Source organism: Bradyrhizobium sp., assembly GCF_050014615.1.
Taxonomy (GTDB): Bacteria; Pseudomonadota; Alphaproteobacteria; order Rhizobiales; family Xanthobacteraceae; genus Bradyrhizobium.
The window spans coordinates 22,402-42,722 of sequence record NZ_JBEKCZ010000015.1 but is presented as its reverse complement, the minus strand read 5'-3'; the positions used below and the strand labels follow the sequence as shown (position 1 = coordinate 42,722).

Genomic DNA, 20,321 nt, shown 5'->3' with positions numbered 1-20,321 from the left:
GGCCGCGCATGAGATCGCGTCGTGAAATGCCGTTGTTGAGGTATTGCCTGATGAGCTCCTTCATCGTCGTCCTCCCGCAATTCCGGTCTGGTTTCGACGTTCGTTGACGTGACGCCGATACATGCTTTTAGCTGCGCCCGTTACGCTAGGCCACCACGATCTGATATCAAGCCCCTGTGGTTATCGGGGCCGGGTTTTCTCTCTCGGCCGTTGGCCCAAGGCTGTGTCGCAATACGCGGATTTTGACGAGCCGCGGCGTTCTTGCAGTAACAGACCTCAATGATTTCAATGGTCCAGTCCAGACTATGAAGCTGGGGTCAGGAGTTCGAATCTCTTCGGGCGCGCCACCTAAACCCTTGCCGCAGGGCTCCATGGAGCAGGGCTCATGGGATCGTGGCGAGGACGCGATTGATCTCCGCAAATGCCTCGTTCTTCTCGGATGGTGTCATCAGCGAAGCCTGGATTCCGTTGCGAACAATTGCGACGATTTCATCGCGATCAAGTCCCAATGCGTCCGATACCGCGCGGTAGTTCTGGTTTACATATCCGCCGAAATACGCGGGATCGTCGGAGTTGACCGTCACCATCAGTCCCTTGTCCAGCATCCGGCGCAGCGGATGTTTTGCCATGTCGTCGACCACCCGCAGCCGCAGGTTTGAAAGCGGACACACCGTCAACGCCGTTTTCTCCCGCGCCAGCCTGCCAACCAGGACCTGATCTTCCATCGCGCGAATACCGTGATCGATTCGTGCGACACCGAGCACGTCGAGCGCTTCCCAGATGTAGCTCGGCGGCCCTTCTTCGCCGGCATGGGCCGACAGAAAGAAACCTGCGTTGCGGGCACGGTTGAATACACGTTTGAATTTGCTTGGCGGATGTCCTGCTTCCGATGAATCGAGGCCAACGCCGACAATCCGGTCCTTGAACGCCAGAGCGGCATCCAGCGTCTTCTCCGCATCGGCCTCGTCGAGATGGCGCAGAAAGCACATGATCAGGCTGGCCCGAACCCCCAGCGCTTGCCGGGCATCCACGATCGCGCGATGCAGACCATTGATCACGGTGGAGAATTCAACGCCTCGGGCCGTGTGGCCCTGCGGGTCGAAGAACATTTCGACGTGCACGAGATTATCCGCGCGCGCCCGCTCCAGGTAGCTCCAGGCCAGATCATAAAAATCCTGTTCCGTGATCAGCACGGACATGCCTTGATAATAGATGTCGAGGAAATCCTGCAGGTTCGAAAACTGATAGGCTTGGCGCACCGCCTCAACCGACGCGTAGGGCAGCGAAATGCCATTGCGACGCGCCAGCGCAAACATCAGCTCGGGCTCGAGGCTGCCCTCGATGTGAATGTGCAGTTCGCATTTGGGCAAACGCGTGATCAGGGTGTCAATCATCAGCATTGCACCGCGTATGGTTCCCGGGATCGGCTGCCCGGCAGGACGAATTGCGAATCCGTACATCATGCCGGTTATCACCGTAATCTGCCAGCCGATCGACTGGCAATTGTCTGCCATCAGGCGGCATCGGACGCGTAATCCATTGCGCGCGTCCGGCTCGACCGGAAGCCGGAACAGTGGTGCGTCCGTATCGTCGGTCGGCGGGTCGGCGGTGGTATGGATGGTCCGCTCTGCCTCGTCAGGCCGCGCGGACGCCCGCGACGAAGCTGTTCACTTCGGCGGTGAGTTGTTCCGCCTGCCGCGACAGGCCGCCGGACGCGCCCAGCACCTGACTGGCCGCGGCGCCGGTGGCCGATGCCGCCTCGTTCACCCCAGCAATATTGGCCGTGACGTGTTGGGTGCTCGCGGCCGTCTGCTGCACGTTGCGGGAGATTTCGGCGGTCGCCCCGCCCTGCACTTCCACCGCCTGGGCGATGGCCGTGGCGATCGTATTGACCTCGACGATCGTGCTGGTGATCCCCTCGATGGCCTGCACCGCCTCCGCCGTCGCGCCCTGGATCTCACCGATCAGCGAACCGATGTCCTGGGTCGCCTTCGCGGTCTGCTGCGCCAGGCCTTTCACTTCGCTTGCGACCACCGCGAAGCCCCTGCCGGCATCACCGGCGCGGGCGGCCTCGATCGTGGCGTTCAGCGCCAGCAGGTTGGTCTGGCTGGCGATCGAGCTGATCAACTCTACCACCTGGCCGATCTTCTGCGCGCCGTCCGCCAGCGCCCGCACGATGGCGTCGGTGCGCCTTGCGTCATCCACCGCCCTGCTGGCGATTTTCGATGACTGGGATACCTGTCGGGCGATCTCGCCGATCGATGCATTCAGTTCCTCGGCCGCCGCGGCGACGATCTGCATCCCGACACTGGTCTGCGCGGCCGCGGTCGCCACGGTGCTGGCCTGCTCATTGGTATTGGTCGCGGTTGTAGACATCGAGTGCGCGGTCGCCTGCAATTCGGTGGCGCCGGAAGCCAGCATTTCCACCAGCCCGCTGGCTTTCGCCTCGAACGCACGCGTCAGCGCTTCCAGATGCGCAGAGCGGGTCTCACGGGTCGCCCGCTCGGCGGTCTGCTCGGCCTCCAGTTTTCGCGCTTCCCCGGATCGTTGCTGCAACACGCCGATGGCGCGCGACAGTACCCCGATCTCGTCGCGCCAGGCGTCATATTGCCTGTCGGGAGTGAGATCACCGTTGGCCGTGCGCTCGATGCTGGACGTCAGGCGCTGGATCGGTACCGTGATCCGCTTGATCATCAGAACCAGCACGACCGCGACCACGGCGACGACGATGAGCAGCGTGGCGACGCCCAGGATCAGTTGCCGGCGCGCATCAACCCGCTCCGCTTCGATGGTTTGCGCACCTGCCTCGAACGCGGCGTTGCGAAGCGCGATCACGATGTCCCAGTTGGGTTGGGTTTTTGCGTAGAAGACATTGCCGTCATAGGGAAAGTCGCCGTTCGGGAAATGGTCGGCCAGCATGCGCCGCTCGGCGCCGAAATCGTCGATATACATGCTGTGGACGGTGTGCAGTGCCCGGTCGAGCGCCGCAGGGGTGGACGCCGCGCCTTCCCACGGCAGCAGACCGGCCCAGACCATGTCGATCTGACCCTGCATCACCAGGATGCCGATACGCTGATCTTCCGTCGGAGGCTTATGGGCGCTGACGATATTCTGCAACAGCTGAGTCTGACGGCCGCCATTGTCGCGCAGCGCCTGGACGCTGTTGGCCAGTTCGACATAGCGATAGGTCGGCCCGTCATTCGACAGGATTTGCTGCTGCTGCTCGCGCATCATCGGGCCGATCACGTTGTAGAGCGCGGTGACCTGACCGAGAAACGCGTCCACCGCATCGCCACGCTGATCGGGCGGTTGCTGCATCTTCTGGTCGACGAAGGCGCGCGCGCTGGCGAACAGCCGCGCGGCCTCGGACATCTGCGTCGCGATCTCATGCCCATTGGCCAGCCGGGACGCCAGTTCCGCGACCTTGACCTGCGCCATCGCCATCGCCGCATCGGTTGGCGCCCGCATCTGGTCCAGCTTCGGCCGCATCGTGCCGCCGCCGACCGCGGCGGTCTGCAGCACCAGCGCCGTGAAGCCTCGTTCGGGGGACAGATAGCGTGGCACCTCGGCCAATGCCCGAAGCGCCTCAAGCCGGGCCGCGGTGTCGCTGATCGCCGCCAGGCGTTCGGCCTGGCCGAGGATCAACCTTGCGCCGAGCCCGCAGGCGATGAGCGCCAGCAGGATATAGGAACCGAACAGAAAGCGGCGGAGGGTCATTGCGGTGGCTTTCGGAAAGAGAATGCGACCATGGCCGCTGGCGGTGCTGCTCCGGCGCCAGCGGCTTTCGCGAGCGCTGCTGGACAACCCGGAAGGTCCCGGGGATCGCGCAGGTAACGGCGAGCGTCAGCGAAATGGCCGGGATCAGCGGGCTGTGGGATTGCGAATCTCCGCGCGAGGAAAACGCCGGAATCTCCCAGAAACTGCTTAACAAATGATACCGATCGTTGCGCGTGGATCATCCACTCTGCGCGTGGCGCATGTCAGCCACGCATGATTGGCGCAAACGGAAATTGCGGACATCTGCGACCAGATCAGGGGCGCTGCTTTGCTGGTTCGCGCTTGGCTGTGGTCGAGCGCCGGTGTTTCTTGTGTTCCAGGACCGCTGCCGATCCAGTCAATCCGGAATCTTGCGATCTGGCTTCCCGAACCAGCCACTCCTTGAACCTTTTCATGGCGGGGTCGATGTTGCTGCCGGCGAAATAGGCAAAATAAGGCTCACCTTGAAAATTCAAATGAGGAAATGGACATGCGAGTTCATGGTTGGCGATCGCCATCTGAAATAAATTCCGTGGCACCACCGATGATCCAAGGCCGTCTCTAACGGCCTGTATCGCAACAAAAAGATGGTCGAACCGGTGCCCACCGGCCACGATGGCATGGTTGACGTTGGCCAGCTTGAGCCAGGCCTGCCAGTCCTGCGGACGCGTCACCGACTCGATCAGTTGATGGCTCGTGATATCGGCCGGGTTCGCCAGCGGCTTACCGGCCAGCAATCTGGGCGAGCTCAACACGGTCATGTCCTCGCGAAACAGAAAGACACGCTCGTTCAGCCGGGTGGTAGCCGGAGCCGTTTCTCCGCGCATCACGACGAGATCATGTCCTGCGAAATTCGGCGATTGTCCCGTCATTCGCGTCGAAACCCAGACATCCGTCTGCGGCTCCAATGCGCGAAAAACACTGACCCGCGGCAGCAGCCAATACATCGCGAACGTCGCCGGTGCTTCCACGGTGATGGTCCGTCGCTCACGCTGACGCTGCACATAGGCGCAGGCGCCTGCGATATCCTCGAGCGCGATGCCGAGTTTGCGGGAGAGTATGTCGCCAAACGGCGTCAGGACCAGTCTGCGTCCTTCGAGAATAAAGAGAGCCTGACCGAGCCAGCGCTCGAGCAATTTGACCTGCTTGCTGACGGCGCTGTGGGTGACGCCCAGCGTTTGCGCCGCAGCGGTAACACTGCCGCTATCGGCGACGACAGCAAAAGTCCGGAGCGACACCAGCGGAAGATCGCGCAGCTTCATGGAATAAAAGTCACAAATATTGGCGAATAAGTCAATTTTAATTCGTCAAGCGTCACCTTAGGTTCTTCGTCAGCCGGTAGACGCAATCGAACAAAACGAGGGACCTGTCATGATCGAGGTCAACGGACGAGCGTATGCGAAGCCCCGGCGCCCCACGGTGGTGGTCTGCCTCGATGGCTGTGATCCGCGCTATCTCAATTTCGGGAATGCGGAAAAAGTCTTCCCGAATATCTCCCGGATGATGCGCGACGGCTTCTCGACACTGTCCGACGCGGCGATGCCGACCTTCACCAATCCGAACAACGTATCGATCGTGACGGGTGCGCCGCCTGCGGTTCATGGCATTTCCGGAAATTATTATCTCGACCGGGCGACCGGCAAGGAAATCATGATCGTTGATGCCAGTCCGATGCGCGCGACGACGATCCTGGCCGAGATGTCGCGCGCCGGTGTGCGCGTCGCGGCGGTCACCGCCAAGGACAAGCTTCGCAAGATGCTGGGCCATCGGATGGAAGGCGGGATTTGCTTCTCGTCGGAAAAGGCCGGCAGTGCCACGCTTGCGGAAAACGGAATTGAGAAGGTGGAACAACTCGTCGGGCGGTCGACGCCCGACATGTATAGCCCCGATCTGTCGTTGTTCGTGCTCGATGCCGGTATCAAGCTGCTCGAACAGGATCGTGCGGAGCTGCTTTATCTCTCGTTATCCGATCTGGTGCAGCACGCCCATGGTCCCGGCGAGGCGGAGGCCGACGCATTCCACGGCGCAGTTGATACGAAGGTGGGCCGGCTTGCCGAACTCGGCGCAGTGGTCGGGTTGATCGCAGACCACGGCATGAACGACAAGACCAATGAAGATGGATCACCGCGCGTGGTTTTCCTCGAGGAGGAACTCAATCGACATTTCGGGCCGGATTCGGTCCGCGTCATTTGCCCGATTACCGATCCGTTCGTGAAGCATCACGGTGCTCTCGGATCGTTTGTGCGGGTTTACCTGCGCCGGGAATTGGAGCTGGCGGAAGTCATGGAAGTCGCCGCTGCGATCCCTGGAATAGCACTGGTTCTTGACGGCAAGAGCGCTGCTGGCCGTTATCAGATGCCGCTCGATCGCGAGGGGGATTTTGTTGCGATCGGGGATACCCATACCGTGATCGGCTCAAGCCGGGCCGAGCATGATCTGACGGGCCTCCATGGTCATCGTCTTCGGTCTCATGGAGGACTGAGTGAGCAGATCGTGCCCTTTATTGTTTCGCATCCGGTGAGCGCGGCCTATCGGGAAATTTCCGAGACCAGACGGGTGCGCAACTTCGATATTTTCGACTTCGCCCTGAATGGCGCGCAGTAAGAACGTCATACTAAAATCATAAAAAATACCATCAAGGGAGATCGGTCATGCTTGATACAGGGCAGGGTATCGCACGGCCATTTGCCGCCGCGCCGGATGTCGACGCCATTTATACGCGCTACAAATGGATCGCGTTGCTGGGCGTCTCCTTCTGCTATCTTTTCTACTACACGGGACGACAGACATTCGGGTTTGCGATCCCCGGCATTCAGAAAGAGCTGGGGCTGTCCAAGGAAATGCTGGGCTGGGTCAGCGCCTCGATGCTGTGGGCCTATGCGCTGGGCCAGTCGATCAACGGCAATCTTGGCGACAAATGGGGCGGGCGTGTCATGATGCTCGCCGGCGCCGTTCTTTCGTTTGCGGCGAACTGGATGACCAGCTTTGCAACCGATTTCGTATGGTTGCTGCTGGCATGGGGTTCGAACGGCTATTTCCAGGCGATGGGATTTGCGCCGGGCAGCAGGCTGCTTTCAAATTGGTGGGGGCATAAGCACCGCGGCTTCGTCTATTCGTTTTATGTCGGCATGTCCGGCTTTTCATCGGTGCTGGCGTATTTCCTTCCCATCATCATTCTGGGCGCTCTGGGCCTCGACTGGCGCTGGATATTCCGCCTGTCGGTCTTCTTCATGCTGTTCGGTGCGGTTGTGATGTTTCTGACGGTTCGTGAACGGCCGGAGGACCTCGGACTGGTCGGGCCCACCGACGAAAAATCACCGGATCAAGCCGATTCCGGCCCCATCGGCGCCGACACCAGCGCATCACGCTATCGCGCGGTTCTGTCAAATTGGCGGCTCTATGCCACCGGTCTGTCGATCGGATTCCAGAACGCGGCACGATACGCCTTGCTGGTTTGGGTCCCCGTGCATTTTCTGGGGCCGGACTGGAAGGCCGGATCGTCCATTATCGATCCGACCTGGATCACGGTGGCGCTGCCGATCGGAATGGCGCTCGGCGCCTCAACGAACAGTTGGATTTCCGATATCGTGTTTCGGTCGCGACGATATCTTGCGATCATTGCCTACATGGTTTTGGCCGCAATCATCGCGATAGCGATGGGCTTCGTTCCGCATGGCAGCTTGCTCGGCATCGTCGGACTTTTCCTTTGCGGATTTTTTGTATTTGGTCCGGCATCGTCATTCTGGGCCCTTTGTCCGGATATTTTCGGCCGGCGTCTGTCAGGAACCGCGACCGGTGTCCTCAACTTCATCTCATATGCCTGCGCAGGTCTTGGAGAGCCCCTGATCGGACGTTTCATGGATCATACCGGTAACACGTCGATCATCTTTCCAGTCGTCGCCGTACTTTGCGTCGGAAGCGCATTCTCCGCACTTATCATCAGAAGGTAGGCTCTCGGCCGGCGGCGTGGTCGGGTCCGGACGAAACCCCAGACCGACGCGGGACTGCCGGTGCCAGGGCGGGGCAAGGGAGAAGTGGTCTCGCCACCTCAACCTAAACTCATCACGCTCTAGGATGACTTGATTTCGGATACTCGCTCGACAAGATGCGCACGCGAGGGTCCGGGCTCAAATCGATCGGCGAAATATTGCGTTTCGTTGGCCACCAGCCCTTCGCGGAATTCCATGATGCTCACCACGTAGGACGGTATGCCGTCATAGGTAAGCACGAATTCAGTGACCCAGAGATCGCCGCCGCCGATAATTCGCCGCACCGTGAAGCGCTTCTTGTTGGGCTGAACGGACCGGCTCTCCTGAATGTTGTGCCGGCCGCGGATCCGCTCGCCCGATTGTGGATAATCGAGCACGGCATCCTCGCGATAGATTTCATGTTCGACGTTGAAGTCGCTGGCGTCCGAAGCATCCCAATGGCGTTCCAGCGCCGCCCGCACGGTTCGATCATCCATCTCACCCTCCCATCTGCGCGGCTGGCGAAACCCGGCCGGGCAGCGGCGGCCCCAACCAGATTTACGGCTCCTAAAACTACAGGAACCGTGTCGGCCACAGCATGGTGCGCCACATATGCGCGGAGGGGCTGCTGTCGAGGCCGAGCCCCTCTTTCGGTTGCCTGAAATGACGGCCGATGATGTCCGTGAAGTCGTCAAGGTCGACCTTGGCGTTGGGATCGAATGAATAGAGGTCGTTGAGCGTGATCAGCCGTGCCGTCATGTAGTATTTGTGATCGAGCGCGCGTTTGTGCTCGTCGACGATATAGGGCTCCGGCTGAAAATCGGGACCGAACCATTTCACATAGGCTTCCGGATATTGGTAGCCGACGGATTCATCCGGAAAAAAGCGCAGCGCCTGATGCGCGCGCACGGCCCAGCTCACCTCCTCGTCGACATAGGGCTCGATCATCTGGGCGCCCCAGTAGCCGTGGTCGCATCGGATGAACCCCGAGACCGCGATGTCGTGCAGCAGGCAGGCCATGATGACCTTCTCGCCGTGGCCGGCCTTCTTGGCGTGCGCGGCGCTCTGCAGCAAATGCGAGGTCGAGGCGAACCGGGATCTGAAATAGTCGATCAGAGTGGGCTTGGCCGGCATTTCGGGAAGCCGCGGGTCGTCCTTCATGATCAGGTATTTGCCGGGATTGCGCGCCAGCACCGCGGCGACGTCGTCTTCCATCTTGCCGTCGGCCAGGTTGAACAGCGCCGACTTGATGACGACGCGCTCGAGCTCGTGCATCATGTGCTCTTCGAGCGCATCGGCGCGTTCGGACAGCGTCATGGCTGGCGCGTGATCACTCATCTCGAGCTCCTCGCTGTGCGGCGATCGGCCAACGTGCCACGGAATCTTCGGGCCGGCCGAATCGAAGCGGCGTCGCAGTAAATGCATTCTATCAGAATCCTCCGGCGGGCGGGCAGCTTTCAAGCGAATTGGCTCGGCGCGCGCATTTTTTGGACGCGTTTTGAACGCAAGCGGAATTTAATTGCGTTCAAGGGCTCCGGTGCGAAAGGTTACGGCAACGTCGCATGTCACAGGCCATTTTCGCCGCATTCGAATGACGGTCGGGCTTAGGCCCGGTCAAATGGCCAGGGCGAACCCGGCCGTCCGGCCGATAGTCTGGAGGTAAGCAATCGCCCAGTTTGTCCCTATCTTGAACGGATAGGAGTTGCCCATGATCGATCAAGCAGACCTGCTAGCCCAGTTCTCGGACGCTCTGGCCGCGCGCGCGGAGCTTGCGAAACACGCTGTCGTCGCGATCCGCCTTGCACACGGGCGGCACATGACAGGCATGGTGTGGCAATCCGACATTGTCGTCGTCTCCGAGCAGTCGCTGCCGCGAAATGATGATTTTGAACTTATCACGGCAGGGGGCTCGGTCGTGACGGCCGGGATCGCCGGACGCGATCCCAGCACCAATGTCGCGATCTTGCGGCTGGCAGAGCCGATTGTGCCGCCGGCGATCGCCACGGGCGAGGCGCGTACCGGCGCGATTGCCGTTGCGATCGGCGCAGACGGAACCGGTGGCGCCAGCGCGCGGCTTGGGCTCGTCAATCTCGCCGGCGCCGAGTGGCACAGCAGCCGCGGTGGCCTCATTGACCGGCGCATCGTGCTCGATGTCAGCCTTGCCCGCCGCGAGGAGGGCGGACCCGTTTTCGACGCCGCCGGCGCTTGTCTCGGCATGTCGACCTTCGGGCCACGCGGCCAGGTCATTGCCATTCCGACCGCAACCATCGAACGCATCGTGCCGCTGCTGCTCAGAGACGGCCGCATCGCGCGCGGGTGGCTTGGTGTCGCTTTGCAAGCCGTCGCGGTGCCCGATGCGCTGCGCGAGGCTGCCGACCAGTCCAGCGGCTTGATGGTCATGTCGGTCGTTGACGACGGTCCTGCGGCGCAAGCCGGAATTGTGGCGGGCGACATCATCCTGAGTGTGGACGGGACATCGACGCATCGCTTCCGAAGAATCGCCAGGTATTTCGGTTCCGACAGCATTGGGCGAAAGGCCGATCTTCGCCTCATCAGGAGCGGCACGGTGATCACGGTGCAGACCACGATTGCAGAACGGCGCGCCGCATGAGTGAGGCGGCAGGCAAACTGGCGCCAATGGGGCGGCTGCGCGTAGCCGTCTACGCGCCAGACCGGTTACGCCATACCGCCTTGAGCCGAGTGGTTGCCGAGGCCGGGCACATTGTCGTCGGCGTGCGGGATGCTGCCGACGTGGTCCTGACCGACGGCGATGGCCTGCCGGGCGAAACTCGCCCGGTCGTCACGCTCGGAGGCGCCGATTATGATTCACCCGGCGTGCTGTCGCGCCATGCAGGCGCGAGCCAGATCGATGCCGCCATACGCGCGGTTTCCGCCGGCTTGATCGTCCGCTGGCCCGGCGCAATCGATGCCGGCTTTGGCGCGATGCGCGAGACCGACGGTCACGCGCTTCTAACGCCGCGCGAACTCGAAGTGCTTGCGACGCTGGCGGAAGGCATGACCAACAAGGCTATCGCGCGCCGATTGAACATCTCGCTGCATACCGTGAAATTCCATGTTGAATCCTTGTTCCGAAAATTGGGCGCGCGCACAAGGACTGAAGCTGTGGCGAAAGCCTCCGAACGACGTCGCTATGAGACGATCACGTTGTAACCCCAGGATTTGACTCCCGGGAGTGCTGCCCGTTTCGAACCACCAACAGCAATAACCAAAGGCAATTTCAATAACTTGAGAGTTCGATGCGGGCTCCATTGCTTCCCTGAATCAGAGGCTTCCCTCCATCGGATCGATACCGAACATTAAGATTAATGCGCGACGATGATCCGTTATTGGGGCCGGGATATTGCAATGAAATTGTTTGCCGGAATGTCGATCCGAGTCGTGCTCGGACAGATCATTGGTGTGCTCGGATTGCTGCTGGTTGCGCTCTGCGCGATGGAACTGGTCGCCGCGATGGAGCGCAACGAGGCGGCGCAGCGCGTGGCGTCGCTGGCCGGCACCGACCAGCAGCTGTTCGCGACGCTGATGGGATTCCGTCTGGAGCGGGGTACCACCATCCCGGCTCTGATCTCTGAGGCGCCCGCGGACGGCGGGGTCGACACCAGGGTCGCCACCAACCGCGAGATTTCCGAAACCGGGTATCGGGCCGTGATCGAACGGCTCGCGGGAACCGCGGATGTCACCTTGGCGCCGCTGCTCGCCCGCCTGACGGCGGCTCATGAAACCCTGGCGCCGCTGCGCACCAAAGCGGACACCGCCACGCATCGGCCGAAGCCGGAGCGCGACGCCAGTGTCGCACCGGATTATTCGAAGGCGGCCCAGGCCTATCTGGACGCCATCCTTGGGCTGACCGGCGCGCTGGAAGCATCGCTCAAGCTGGTCGATCCGGTGGTCGATCAGTTGCTGCTGGTCAAGCAAGCCGCATGGGCGGCGCGCAGTTTCGGCGGTCTGGTAGCGGTTCGGATTGAGAACAACGCCGCTGCCGGTCAACCCTTCAGCCCGGCCGATATCGTCGCGGCCGCGGAGGACCGGGGGCGAGCCGCGCTGGCCTGGAGTCAGATCATGGAGGCGGTCGCGCGCGCCGACGCGCCGAAGGCCATCGTCGACGTCGTCGCCCGCTCAAAGGAGCCCGCCGCCGTCGCGATCGTCGATCGTCAGCGCGAGATCGTCAAGGCCATGAGCAACGGACAGAAAACGGAGCTTCCGGTTTCTGAGCTGCAGAAGATCAGCACGGCTTCGCTCACCCCCAGCGTCGACGTCGCCAACGCCGCTTTGGCGGAGATGGTGGCCCGCGCCGGCCGTCAGATGAGTGGCGCCACGCGAAGCCTGGCGCTGAACGGCGCCATGATGCTGGTCGCTCTGGCGGTGACGATCATAGGCTTCGTGATCGTTCACCGGCGTGTCAGTTCGCCGATCCGGCGGCTCACCGGGGCGATGCGCCGGTTGGCCGAACACGATTTGACCACCGAGCTGGTAGGCACCGATCGCGCCGACGAAATCGGCGACATGTCGCGCGCCGTCGAGGTGTTCAAGCAGAACATGATCGAGGCCGATCGGCTTTCCGCCGAGCAGAAGACCGAGCAGGGCCACAAGGAACGGCGCCAGGTCGCGATCGAGGGCTTCATCACCGGCTTCGACCAGTCGGTCAAAGAGTCGCTTCGCACCCTGGCCGCGGCGTCCACCGAACTGCAGACCACGGCGCATTCGATGTCGGTCACGGCCGAACAGACCAGCAGCAAATCCGCCACGGTGGCGGCGGTCTCGGAGGAGGCTTCGACCAACGTCCAGACCGTCGCGGCGGCCACCGAGCAACTGTCGGCATCGATCAACGAGATCAGCCGGCAGGTCGCCGAGTCGACCAACATCGCGGGCGAGGCGGTCGCCCAGGCGGATCGAACCAATGCCGAGGTTCAGGCGCTGGCCGATGCGGCGCAGCGGATCGGCGACGTGGTCAAGCTGATCAGCGGCATCGCCGAGCAGACCAATTTGCTGGCGCTCAATGCGACGATCGAGGCCGCGCGCGCCGGCGAAGCGGGCAAGGGCTTCGCGGTGGTGGCATCGGAGGTCAAGAGCCTCGCCACCCAGACCGCGAAGGCGACCGAGGAGATCACCGCGCAGGTGGCGGCGATCCAGGGCGCCACCGGCGCTTCGGTGCAGGCGATCCAGGCGATCGGAGGAACCATCAACCGCGTCAATCAGATCGCCGCCGCGATCGCCGCGGCCGTGGAAGAGCAGGGGGCCGCGACCCAGGAGATCGCGCGCAATGTGCAGCAGGCCTCGAACGGGACCACGCAAGTCTCGGGGCACATCGCGAGCGTCAGCCAGGCCGCCGGCGAAACCGGCGTGGCCGCCGGCGAGGTGCTCTCTTCGGCGAAGGGCCTCGCCCGGCTGTCGGAAGCCCTGCGCGACGACGTCGATCGCTTCGTCGGCAACATCCGCGCGGCCTGAACGCGGCAAAATCAGGCCAGGCGCAGCTTTGACGCGACCTGAAGTCGCGTTGCGCGCCAAGCCGGTTCCATCGAATTATACCGTAATATCAGCAGCATATGAGCTCGTAATGCTATTCTGAAGGGCGCTGCCCCTGACGTTCATTCAGAAGCGACGGTCTTCGCGCAGGTTGGCCGCTCCCGGACCCAGCCACAGCCATGGCGCTTTGGCGTTTCTTGGCCTAAAGACAGCCATCTCACTCAGATCCGTCGGGCCATGCGCAGTGCATCTGCCGGGCACGCCGCTTCGGCCCCCCGGGGGGTTCGAGGCCCTGTTCGATATTCCCCGGTCAACACCAACCAAGGTCGGCCATCCCGTGACATTTTTGACCACACCCGCGCCGCTCGTCCGAGCCCTGGCGGAGCGCAATTACGATCAGCCGACGCCGGTCCAGACCGCCGTGCTGGCGGATACCGCGGTTGATCGCGACCTGCTGGTTTCGGCGCAAACCGGCTCGGGCAAGACGGTCGCCTATGGCTTGGCGATTGCGAAAGACCTTCTGGGTTCTCGCGAACGCTTCGAGCGGGCGGCCGCGCCGCTGGCGCTGATCGTGGCGCCGACCCGCGAACTGGCCTTGCAGGTGCAGCGCGAACTGGCATGGCTCTATCAATATGCCGGTGCGCGCGTGGTGTCCTGCGTCGGCGGCATGGACCCGCGCGCCGAACAGCGCGAGCTCGCCGCGGGCGCTCACATCGTGGTCGGCACGCCGGGGCGGCTGTGCGATCATCTGCGGCGCGGGCGCCTCGATGTCTCGGAATTGAAAGCGGTCGTGCTCGACGAGGCCGACGAAATGCTCGATCTGGGTTTTCGCGAGGATATGGAATTCATCCTCAAGACCACGCCGGACAGCCGCCGCACGCTATTGTTCTCGGCGACCTTGCCGCGTGGCATCGTCGCTTTGGCCAAGCAGTATCAGCAGCAGGCGTTTCGCGTCGAGGTCGCGGGCGACGAAGGCGGCCATGCCGATATCGAGTACCGCGCCATCCGGATCGCCGCCGGCGATGTCGAGCACGCGGTCGTCAATCTGTTGCGCTTCTTCGAGTCGCCGGGCGCGCTGGTGTTTTGCAATACCCGGCAGGCGGTGCGGCATTTGCAGGCGACGCTGCTGGAGCGCGGCTTTTCGGTGGTCGCTCTATCGGGAGAACTGACGCAAGGCGAGCGAACCCAGGCGCTGCAGGCGTTGCGCGATGGACGTGCCCGGGTCTGCGTCGCCACCGACGTCGCGGCGCGCGGTATCGATCTGCCGAATCTTGATCTGGTCATTCACGCCGATCTGCCGAATGACGCAGAGGTCATGCAGCATCGCTCCGGCCGCACCGGCCGTGCCGGCCGCAAGGGGGTCAGCGTGCTGCTGGTGGCGTCGGCGCGCAAGCGGCGCGCGGAATTGCTTTTGAATCTGGCCGGCATCGAGGCGGTCTGGGGCACGGCTCCCACCGCGGACGAGATCCGCAAGCTCGATCAGGAGCGGATGTTGCAGGATGCGCTGTTCGCGGAGGAGACGACCAGCGACGATCTGGTGCTGGCGCAGGCCTTACTCGCGCAGCGCTCGCCCGAGGATATCGCCGCGGCGCTAGTACGGCTCTATCGGTCGCGGCTGCCTTCGCCCGAAGACATTCTCGATCCCGGCCAGGGCGCAGGCCGCTCGCGCGACGATCGCGGCCGGGAGAAGAACAGCCGAACGCCGCGCGGCGACGATCATGCCGACGGACCGCGATCGAAAGCGGGAAAACCATCGCCAAAGCCATCGTCGAAATCATCACCGCGTCACGCCATGGCGGAGGGCAGCGTATGGTTTCGCGCCGCCATTGGACGGCGCAAGAACGCCGAAGCACGCTGGCTGCTGCCGATGATTTGCCGCCGCGGCGGCATCGACAAGCACGACATCGGTGCCATCCGCATCATGGACACCACCACCGAGTTCGAGATTTCCGGGCGGGCCGCCGAATCCTTCGCGGCCATGATCAAGCGTCCCGACAAGGAAGACAACATCCGGATCGAGCCGCTGACCGAAGCGCCAACGGGTCAGGCGGATCAGGGGAAGCGGGTGCACGCGCCGCGGCACCAGGCCAGCGAGGCCGACCGCGGCGTTCGCCAGAACGATGCATCGCGGGATGAGAGGAAGCCGAAGCACTACGGCAAGCCTAACGGCGAAAACACCCCGAGATTTGGCAAGGAACCCGGTTTCGACAAGAAGCCGGGTTTCGCGAACAAGAAATCCTGGGACAAGCCGGCCCACGCCGGAGCATCGCCGCCGGCCAGCGCGCCCCATTCGAAGCCCGCATTCGGGAAGAAGGCAAAAAAGCATCGCCGTGGCTGATGGGCGCCGGAACGGAAACAGGCGCGGGTTCGATCGCCTCCTGCGAATAGTGCCTAGGCAGTGTCCGACGACGCCAGCGCAACGACGACAAGGACTTCAGCCTTTTGCCGTCCGAGGCTGCGAACCTCATGCGGCGTCTCGCCGGCAAAATAGAGACAGTCGCCCTTGTCCATCACGATATCTTCGCCGTCGAGCTTGATGACAATTCGTCCGCTGACCACGAACAGCATTTCCTCGCCGGCATGCGAGGCCCGCGGTGCCGATTTGTGGGGAGGGGTCAGCAGAAACGGCTCCATCATCTTGCGCGTACGGCCCGCGGCGAGCGCCGACAGACCGAAGGTGCCGTCCCTGGTCTGAATGGCGCCCTGTTCGCGCTGACGATAGATCGTGTAGCGCGGCGCCTGCGCCGAGTTCGGATCGAACAGATACGCCACGCTGACATCGAGCGCCTTGGCCAGGCGCAGCAGCGCCGCAATCGACGGCACCTTCAATCCGCGCTCGACCAGGGAAATATATCCCCGCGTCAGTTCGCTCAGGCTGGCCAGACGATCCAGCGTCAGGCCTTTCTCCGTGCGCACGCGCCGGAGATTAAGGCCCAATCCTGCGGTCCGGCTGACATCCAGCAAAGCAAATCTCCTTCACGGACATTCGCGTCCGTCACCACGTTCTGCATCAGACCAGCGCCTCGCGCCAGTGGGGGCAACGGCGGCGTGGCATCCGCTATCCCACATAGCACTCTATCAGAAAACACGGCTTTGCTGGAATTTTCGACAATAACGCGGATATTGTAAGCAGAACAGAGAAAAACATCGATTTTTTGCCCAAAAACAGGTCATTTTCGATTTCCTGCCGGTTTCGGCGCCATTTGCCGGCTTTCGCGGTATTGATTTCCCACAGTAAACATGGTCGATTTCAAGCGCGCATATGGCGCTCGAAAGGTGAAGGTCATGCCGCGAGCAATGATTGACCGCCGTGCTCTCCTGCAATTTGCCGCAGCAGGATCCACGCTTCTCTTCGCGCCAGGGACGGCGGCGGCCGCCGACACGATGTCCGTCGGCGCGGCTGGCCTCGACGTCGCCTATGCCGCGATCTATGTGGCGATCAAGAAGGGCTATTTCGCGCAAGCCGGGCTGGACGTCGAACACATCAATTCGCAGAGCGGCCCGCGTGGCAAACAGATGCTGTCCGCGAGCCAGATTTTCGCATCCTCCAGCGGCTCGAGCGATTCGGTGGCGCTGACGATGGCCGGCAAGCCGGCGGTACTGATCTTCAACATGGAGCGCCGGCCGGCCGCCGCGAACATCATCGTCCACAAGGAGTTGTTCGACGCCGGGTTGACGGACGTCAAACAACTGTCGGGCAGAAAGATCGGCATCACCCAGCCGCAGGGCTGGACCTGGCTTCTCGCCGCCTATATCGCCGAGGCCGTCCATCTCAAGGACGCCGTCGAACTCAAGGCGCTCGGCGATTTCACCACCATGCTGGGCGCGGTAAAGGCGAGATCCGTCGATGGATGCATCGCCACATTTCCGATGGTGGAACGGGCCGTCGAGGAAGGGTGGGCCGTCCCGATCTTCCAGGCCGGAAAGGACGCCGACTGGCAGGTCGCGTTCAAGGGGGATCTTCCCGGGACCGGACTTTTCGTTCTCCAGGACACGGTCCGCGAGAAACCGGAGCAGGTCGCGAAGCTGGTCGCGGGCCTTGTGAAGGCGTCGGATTTTCTTAAAGCGTCGTCGGCCGAGGAAATCGCCGACGTCATCCAGGCCGATTATCTGCCGGGAACGCCGAAAGCGTCGCTGGTCAGCGGGATCAACCAGTACAAGGCGGTCTGGAATTACGACAATGATTACTCGCCGGAATCCTACGCCAGCCTGCTTGAAGTGATGGGCAGCGGCCGGATGTATCCGACCGCCGATCTCCAGGAAAAAGCCAAATACGGCGACGCGGTCGATATGAGCTTCGTGCGCAAAGCGCGCGCCAAAGCGTGAGGGCCGCGTCATGATCGCCCTCGACGCCATTCGCAAGACCTATCGCTCCGGCGCCACCTCGCACACCGCGATCGGCAATGTCTCGCTGACCATCGCGGATGGCGAATTCGTCAGCATCGTGGGGCCGAGCGGCTGCGGCAAGAGCACCTTGTTGAACCTGATCGCCGGCTTCATCGCTCCCAGCGCCGGCGAAATTCGGGTGAAGGACCAATTGGTCGAGCCCGGGCATGTTCCGTCGCGGCTCGGCTACCTGTTTCAGAAGGATGCCGTGCTGCCATGGCTGACGGTGGAGCAGAACGTCGGTCTCGGGCTGCGCTTTGCCCACATGCCCACAGCGCAAATCCGCGACAAGGTTTCCAGCCTGCTCAAGCTCGCCAATTTACGCGGCTACGAGAATTACTTCCCGTATCAGCTTTCCGGGGGCATGCGGCAGCGGACCGCGCTGTTGATGACGCTGGCCTGCGATCCCCGCGTGCTGTTGCTGGACGAGCCGTTCGGCGCACTCGATTCCCATACCAAGATCAATTTGCACCGCGAACTGCACGAGATCTGGCGCCAGCTTCGCCAGACCATCGTGATGGTCACCCACGATCTCGACGAGGCGGTGGCGCTCTCGGATCGCGTCATCGTCCTCTCCGGTCCACCCAGCCGCATATTGCTGGATCGCCGCATCGACATTGCGCATCCGCGCGATCCCTACACCGTGAGGGAGACCGAACAATTCGGAACGCACCTGCGCGCACTGTGGGGTGTGCTCGGCAAGGAATACCAGCGCACGCCCGACGGCACGGCGGCTATTCTGGGGTCGGCGGCATGACCATCAGCACAACGGCGTCCGCGCATGTCGATACCGCGCCGGCGCGACAGAAGGGACTCAGCGATCACGTTCGCATTGCGCTCTATCAGGTCGTCCTGTTGGGGGTCTTCCTGGGTCTGTGGGAAGGGCTTACCCGCGTTCCCTATCTGATCAAGAACACCTTCCTGGATCCGTTCTTCATCAGCCGGCCGTCGCTGATTGCGCTGCAACTGTGGAAATGGACCTTCGGCGCGCAGGCGGGGTTCCTGCTGCCGCATCTGGCCTCGACGCTCGGCGCGACCCTGCTCGGACTGGTGGTGGCAACCAGCACCGGCTTTCTGGTCGGCCTGCTGCTCAGCCAGAGCCCGACCATGGCGAAGACGTTGAATCCGTTCATCGTCAGTCTCAACTCGCTGCCGCGCATCGCGATGGTGCCTTTGATCACCATGGTGTTCGGGCTCGGTCTGCTCGCCAAGGTCGTCACCGCCTGGTTCGTGGTGTTCTTTCTGATCTTCTTCAACACCTTCAAGGGCAGCGTCAGCATCGAGAAGCATCTGCTGCAATTCTGCCAGACGCTGGGCGGAACGCCGCGGCAGATCATGTGGAGCGTGCGGGTGCCGAGTGCGCTGGCCTGGACCTTCGCCGCTTTGCCGAACGCGATCTCGTTCTCGCTGGTCGCGGTGGTGATCGCCGAATTCGTCGGCACCACCAGGGGTATGGGCTACCTGATCGTGACCGCGCTTTCGACGCTGAACGCTACCGAAATGTTCGCCGCGATCACCGTATTGGGGCTGAGCGGCATCGCCCTTGTCGCCATTGCCGAGCGGGTCGAGCGACGGCTGCTGCGATGGTCGCCGCAATTCAATGAACGCTGATTGTCAGGAGAGGAAAATGACCGACACCATAGATTACTATTTCTGGATCAATTCCGACTGGGCCTATTTCGGAAATCCGCGGCTCAAGGCGATGGCGGAAAGGTACAAGCTCACGATCAATTATTATCCGGTCGATCTGGCGTCGGTCTACGCCCGGACCGGCGGCATCAAGCTGCAGCTTCGGTCCGTCGAGCGGAAAAACTACCGGCTGCTGGAGATGGAGCGGTTTCGCGATCTCCTGGGGATGCCGATCAATCTTCATCCGAAATACATGCCGGCGAACGGGCAGCTGCCGTCCTATTTTGTCATCGCTGCGCAGCAGCGCGGGCTCGATGTGCATGATCTGGTGCATGCGGTCATGATCGCGACCTGGGTCGAGGACAGGGATATCGAAGACGAAGCGACGCTAGTGTCGATCGCCGAAGGGATCGGGCTCGACGGCAACGGGCTGCTCCGGGAAGCGAAGCTGCCGGCTCCCGAACGCGCTTATTTCGATTACACCAATACGGCTGTCGCGCGCGGCATGTTCGGTGCGCCGTTCTACTTCTTTCGCGACGAGGCGTTTTGGGGACAGGATCGCCTGGAATATCTCGACCGCAGCATTGCCAAGGCGCTCGGCGCCACGGGCGCCTCCGGCCAATTGCGGGCGGCGTCATGATCAAACGGCTCGGAGTTGGCAAAAGACTAAGCATGGCCACCATTCATGGCGGACTGGTCTATCTCGCCGGTCAGGTGCCGGACGATCTTTCCGTCGGTATCGAAGCCCAGGCCGCCCAGGTGCTCGGCAAGATCGACGCACTGCTGACGGAGGCCGGAACGGACAAGTCATCGATCCTGACCGCGACTGTGTGGCTTCCCAACATCGCGGATTTCGCGGCGTTCAATACGGTGTGGGACGCATGGGTGCCCGCGGGGGCGTCGCCGGCGCGGGCCTGTGTCGAAGCCAGGCTCGCCAATCCTTCTATCCGCGTCGAGATCGCGGCCATCGCGGCAATTGCTTGAGGCACAACGCCCGCGCTGGGGGCGACGGACGACCAGCGGGCGATACCAAGAGTTTTCTGCTCCATCCCGGATGTCGGGCGGAGAAGACGATATGCGTCTGGAAAAATTGGCCCC

Annotated in this window: 17 protein-coding genes; 11 read left to right on the top strand and 6 right to left on the bottom strand. The window is 62.4% G+C overall.

The annotated features are described in order from the left end of the window. Positions 1–383: 383 nt before the first annotated feature. From ABR948_RS04330 to ABR948_RS04320, 3 genes are all read right to left on the bottom strand, one after another. The gene (locus ABR948_RS04330; RefSeq protein WP_428114206.1) at positions 384–1,514 is read right to left on the bottom strand and encodes an adenosine deaminase; all 1,131 of its coding nucleotides are present in this window, start codon (positions 1,512–1,514) and stop codon (positions 384–386) included. Between the two features lie 121 nt (positions 1,515–1,635). Next, positions 1,636–3,717, bottom strand: coding sequence for a methyl-accepting chemotaxis protein (locus ABR948_RS04325; protein WP_428114205.1), 2,082 nt, complete (start codon positions 3,715–3,717; stop codon positions 1,636–1,638). A 314-nt stretch (positions 3,718–4,031) separates the two neighbouring features. Next, on the bottom strand, positions 4,032–5,018 hold the full coding sequence (locus tag ABR948_RS04320; protein WP_428114204.1) for a LysR substrate-binding domain-containing protein: 987 nt from the start codon (positions 5,016–5,018) through the stop codon (positions 4,032–4,034). Between the two features lie 109 nt (positions 5,019–5,127). On the opposite strand from ABR948_RS04320, the gene phnA reads away from it, so the two are divergent. Both phnA and ABR948_RS04310 read left to right on the top strand, forming a co-directional pair. Next, positions 5,128–6,360: a phosphonoacetate hydrolase gene (gene phnA, locus ABR948_RS04315; RefSeq protein WP_428114203.1), complete on the top strand. Its 1,233-nt coding sequence runs from the start codon at positions 5,128–5,130 to the stop codon at positions 6,358–6,360. A gap of 47 nt (positions 6,361–6,407) precedes the next feature. Further along, positions 6,408–7,706, top strand: a complete 1,299-nt coding sequence (locus ABR948_RS04310; RefSeq protein WP_428114202.1) for an MFS transporter — start codon at positions 6,408–6,410, stop codon at positions 7,704–7,706. Positions 7,707–7,825: 119 nt separating this feature from the next. Here ABR948_RS04310 and ABR948_RS04305 read toward each other — a convergent pair whose 3' ends face one another. Beyond that, positions 7,826–8,221, bottom strand: coding sequence for a nuclear transport factor 2 family protein (locus ABR948_RS04305; RefSeq protein WP_428114201.1), 396 nt, complete (start codon positions 8,219–8,221; stop codon positions 7,826–7,828). 76 nt (positions 8,222–8,297) lie between these two features. Next, positions 8,298–9,062: an HD domain-containing protein gene (locus tag ABR948_RS04300; RefSeq protein ID WP_428114200.1), complete on the bottom strand. Its 765-nt coding sequence runs from the start codon at positions 9,060–9,062 to the stop codon at positions 8,298–8,300. Between the two features lie 370 nt (positions 9,063–9,432). Here ABR948_RS04300 and ABR948_RS04295 point away from each other — a divergent pair, with 370 nt between their 5' ends. From ABR948_RS04295 to ABR948_RS04280, 4 genes are all read left to right on the top strand, one after another. Further along, positions 9,433–10,335: a S1C family serine protease gene (locus tag ABR948_RS04295; protein ID WP_428114199.1), complete on the top strand. Its 903-nt coding sequence runs from the start codon at positions 9,433–9,435 to the stop codon at positions 10,333–10,335. Next, positions 10,332–10,895, top strand: coding sequence for a response regulator transcription factor (locus tag ABR948_RS04290; RefSeq protein WP_428114198.1), 564 nt, complete (start codon positions 10,332–10,334; stop codon positions 10,893–10,895). The genes ABR948_RS04295 and ABR948_RS04290 overlap by 4 nt, the downstream gene beginning before the upstream one ends. A gap of 195 nt (positions 10,896–11,090) precedes the next feature. Beyond that, complete coding sequence (locus ABR948_RS04285) at positions 11,091–13,190, top strand: methyl-accepting chemotaxis protein (protein WP_428114197.1); 2,100 nt, start codon at positions 11,091–11,093, stop codon at positions 13,188–13,190. 355 nt (positions 13,191–13,545) lie between these two features. Continuing rightward, a complete protein-coding gene (locus ABR948_RS04280) occupies positions 13,546–15,546 on the top strand; it encodes a DEAD/DEAH box helicase (RefSeq protein WP_428114196.1) in 2,001 nt (666 codons plus the stop codon). A 53-nt stretch (positions 15,547–15,599) separates the two neighbouring features. Here ABR948_RS04280 and ABR948_RS04275 read toward each other — a convergent pair whose 3' ends face one another. Then, on the bottom strand, positions 15,600–16,172 hold the full coding sequence (locus ABR948_RS04275) for a helix-turn-helix domain-containing protein (RefSeq protein WP_428114195.1): 573 nt from the start codon (positions 16,170–16,172) through the stop codon (positions 15,600–15,602). Between the two features lie 321 nt (positions 16,173–16,493). Between ABR948_RS04275 and ABR948_RS04270 the strand changes: the two genes are divergently transcribed. Genes ABR948_RS04270 through ABR948_RS04250 form a run of 5 tightly spaced genes read left to right on the top strand, consistent with a single transcriptional unit; the run spans position 16,494 to position 20,207 of the window. Continuing rightward, positions 16,494–17,534 carry an ABC transporter substrate-binding protein gene (locus tag ABR948_RS04270; RefSeq protein ID WP_428114194.1) on the top strand — a complete coding sequence of 347 codons (1,041 nt, stop codon included), beginning with the start codon at positions 16,494–16,496 and terminating at the stop codon, positions 17,532–17,534. A 10-nt stretch (positions 17,535–17,544) separates the two neighbouring features. Beyond that, positions 17,545–18,351 (top strand): ABC transporter ATP-binding protein, encoded by an 807-nt coding sequence (locus ABR948_RS04265; RefSeq protein ID WP_428114193.1) that lies wholly within the window; start codon positions 17,545–17,547, stop codon positions 18,349–18,351. After that, the gene (locus ABR948_RS04260; protein WP_428114192.1) at positions 18,348–19,205 is read left to right on the top strand and encodes an ABC transporter permease; all 858 of its coding nucleotides are present in this window, start codon (positions 18,348–18,350) and stop codon (positions 19,203–19,205) included. Before ABR948_RS04265 ends, ABR948_RS04260 begins: the two co-directional genes overlap by 4 nt. A 16-nt stretch (positions 19,206–19,221) precedes the next feature. After that, positions 19,222–19,863: a 2-hydroxychromene-2-carboxylate isomerase gene (locus ABR948_RS04255; RefSeq protein ID WP_428114191.1), complete on the top strand. Its 642-nt coding sequence runs from the start codon at positions 19,222–19,224 to the stop codon at positions 19,861–19,863. Continuing rightward, positions 19,860–20,207, top strand: coding sequence for a RidA family protein (locus ABR948_RS04250; RefSeq protein ID WP_428114190.1), 348 nt, complete (start codon positions 19,860–19,862; stop codon positions 20,205–20,207). Before ABR948_RS04255 ends, ABR948_RS04250 begins: the two co-directional genes overlap by 4 nt. Positions 20,208–20,321: the final 114 nt, after the last annotated feature.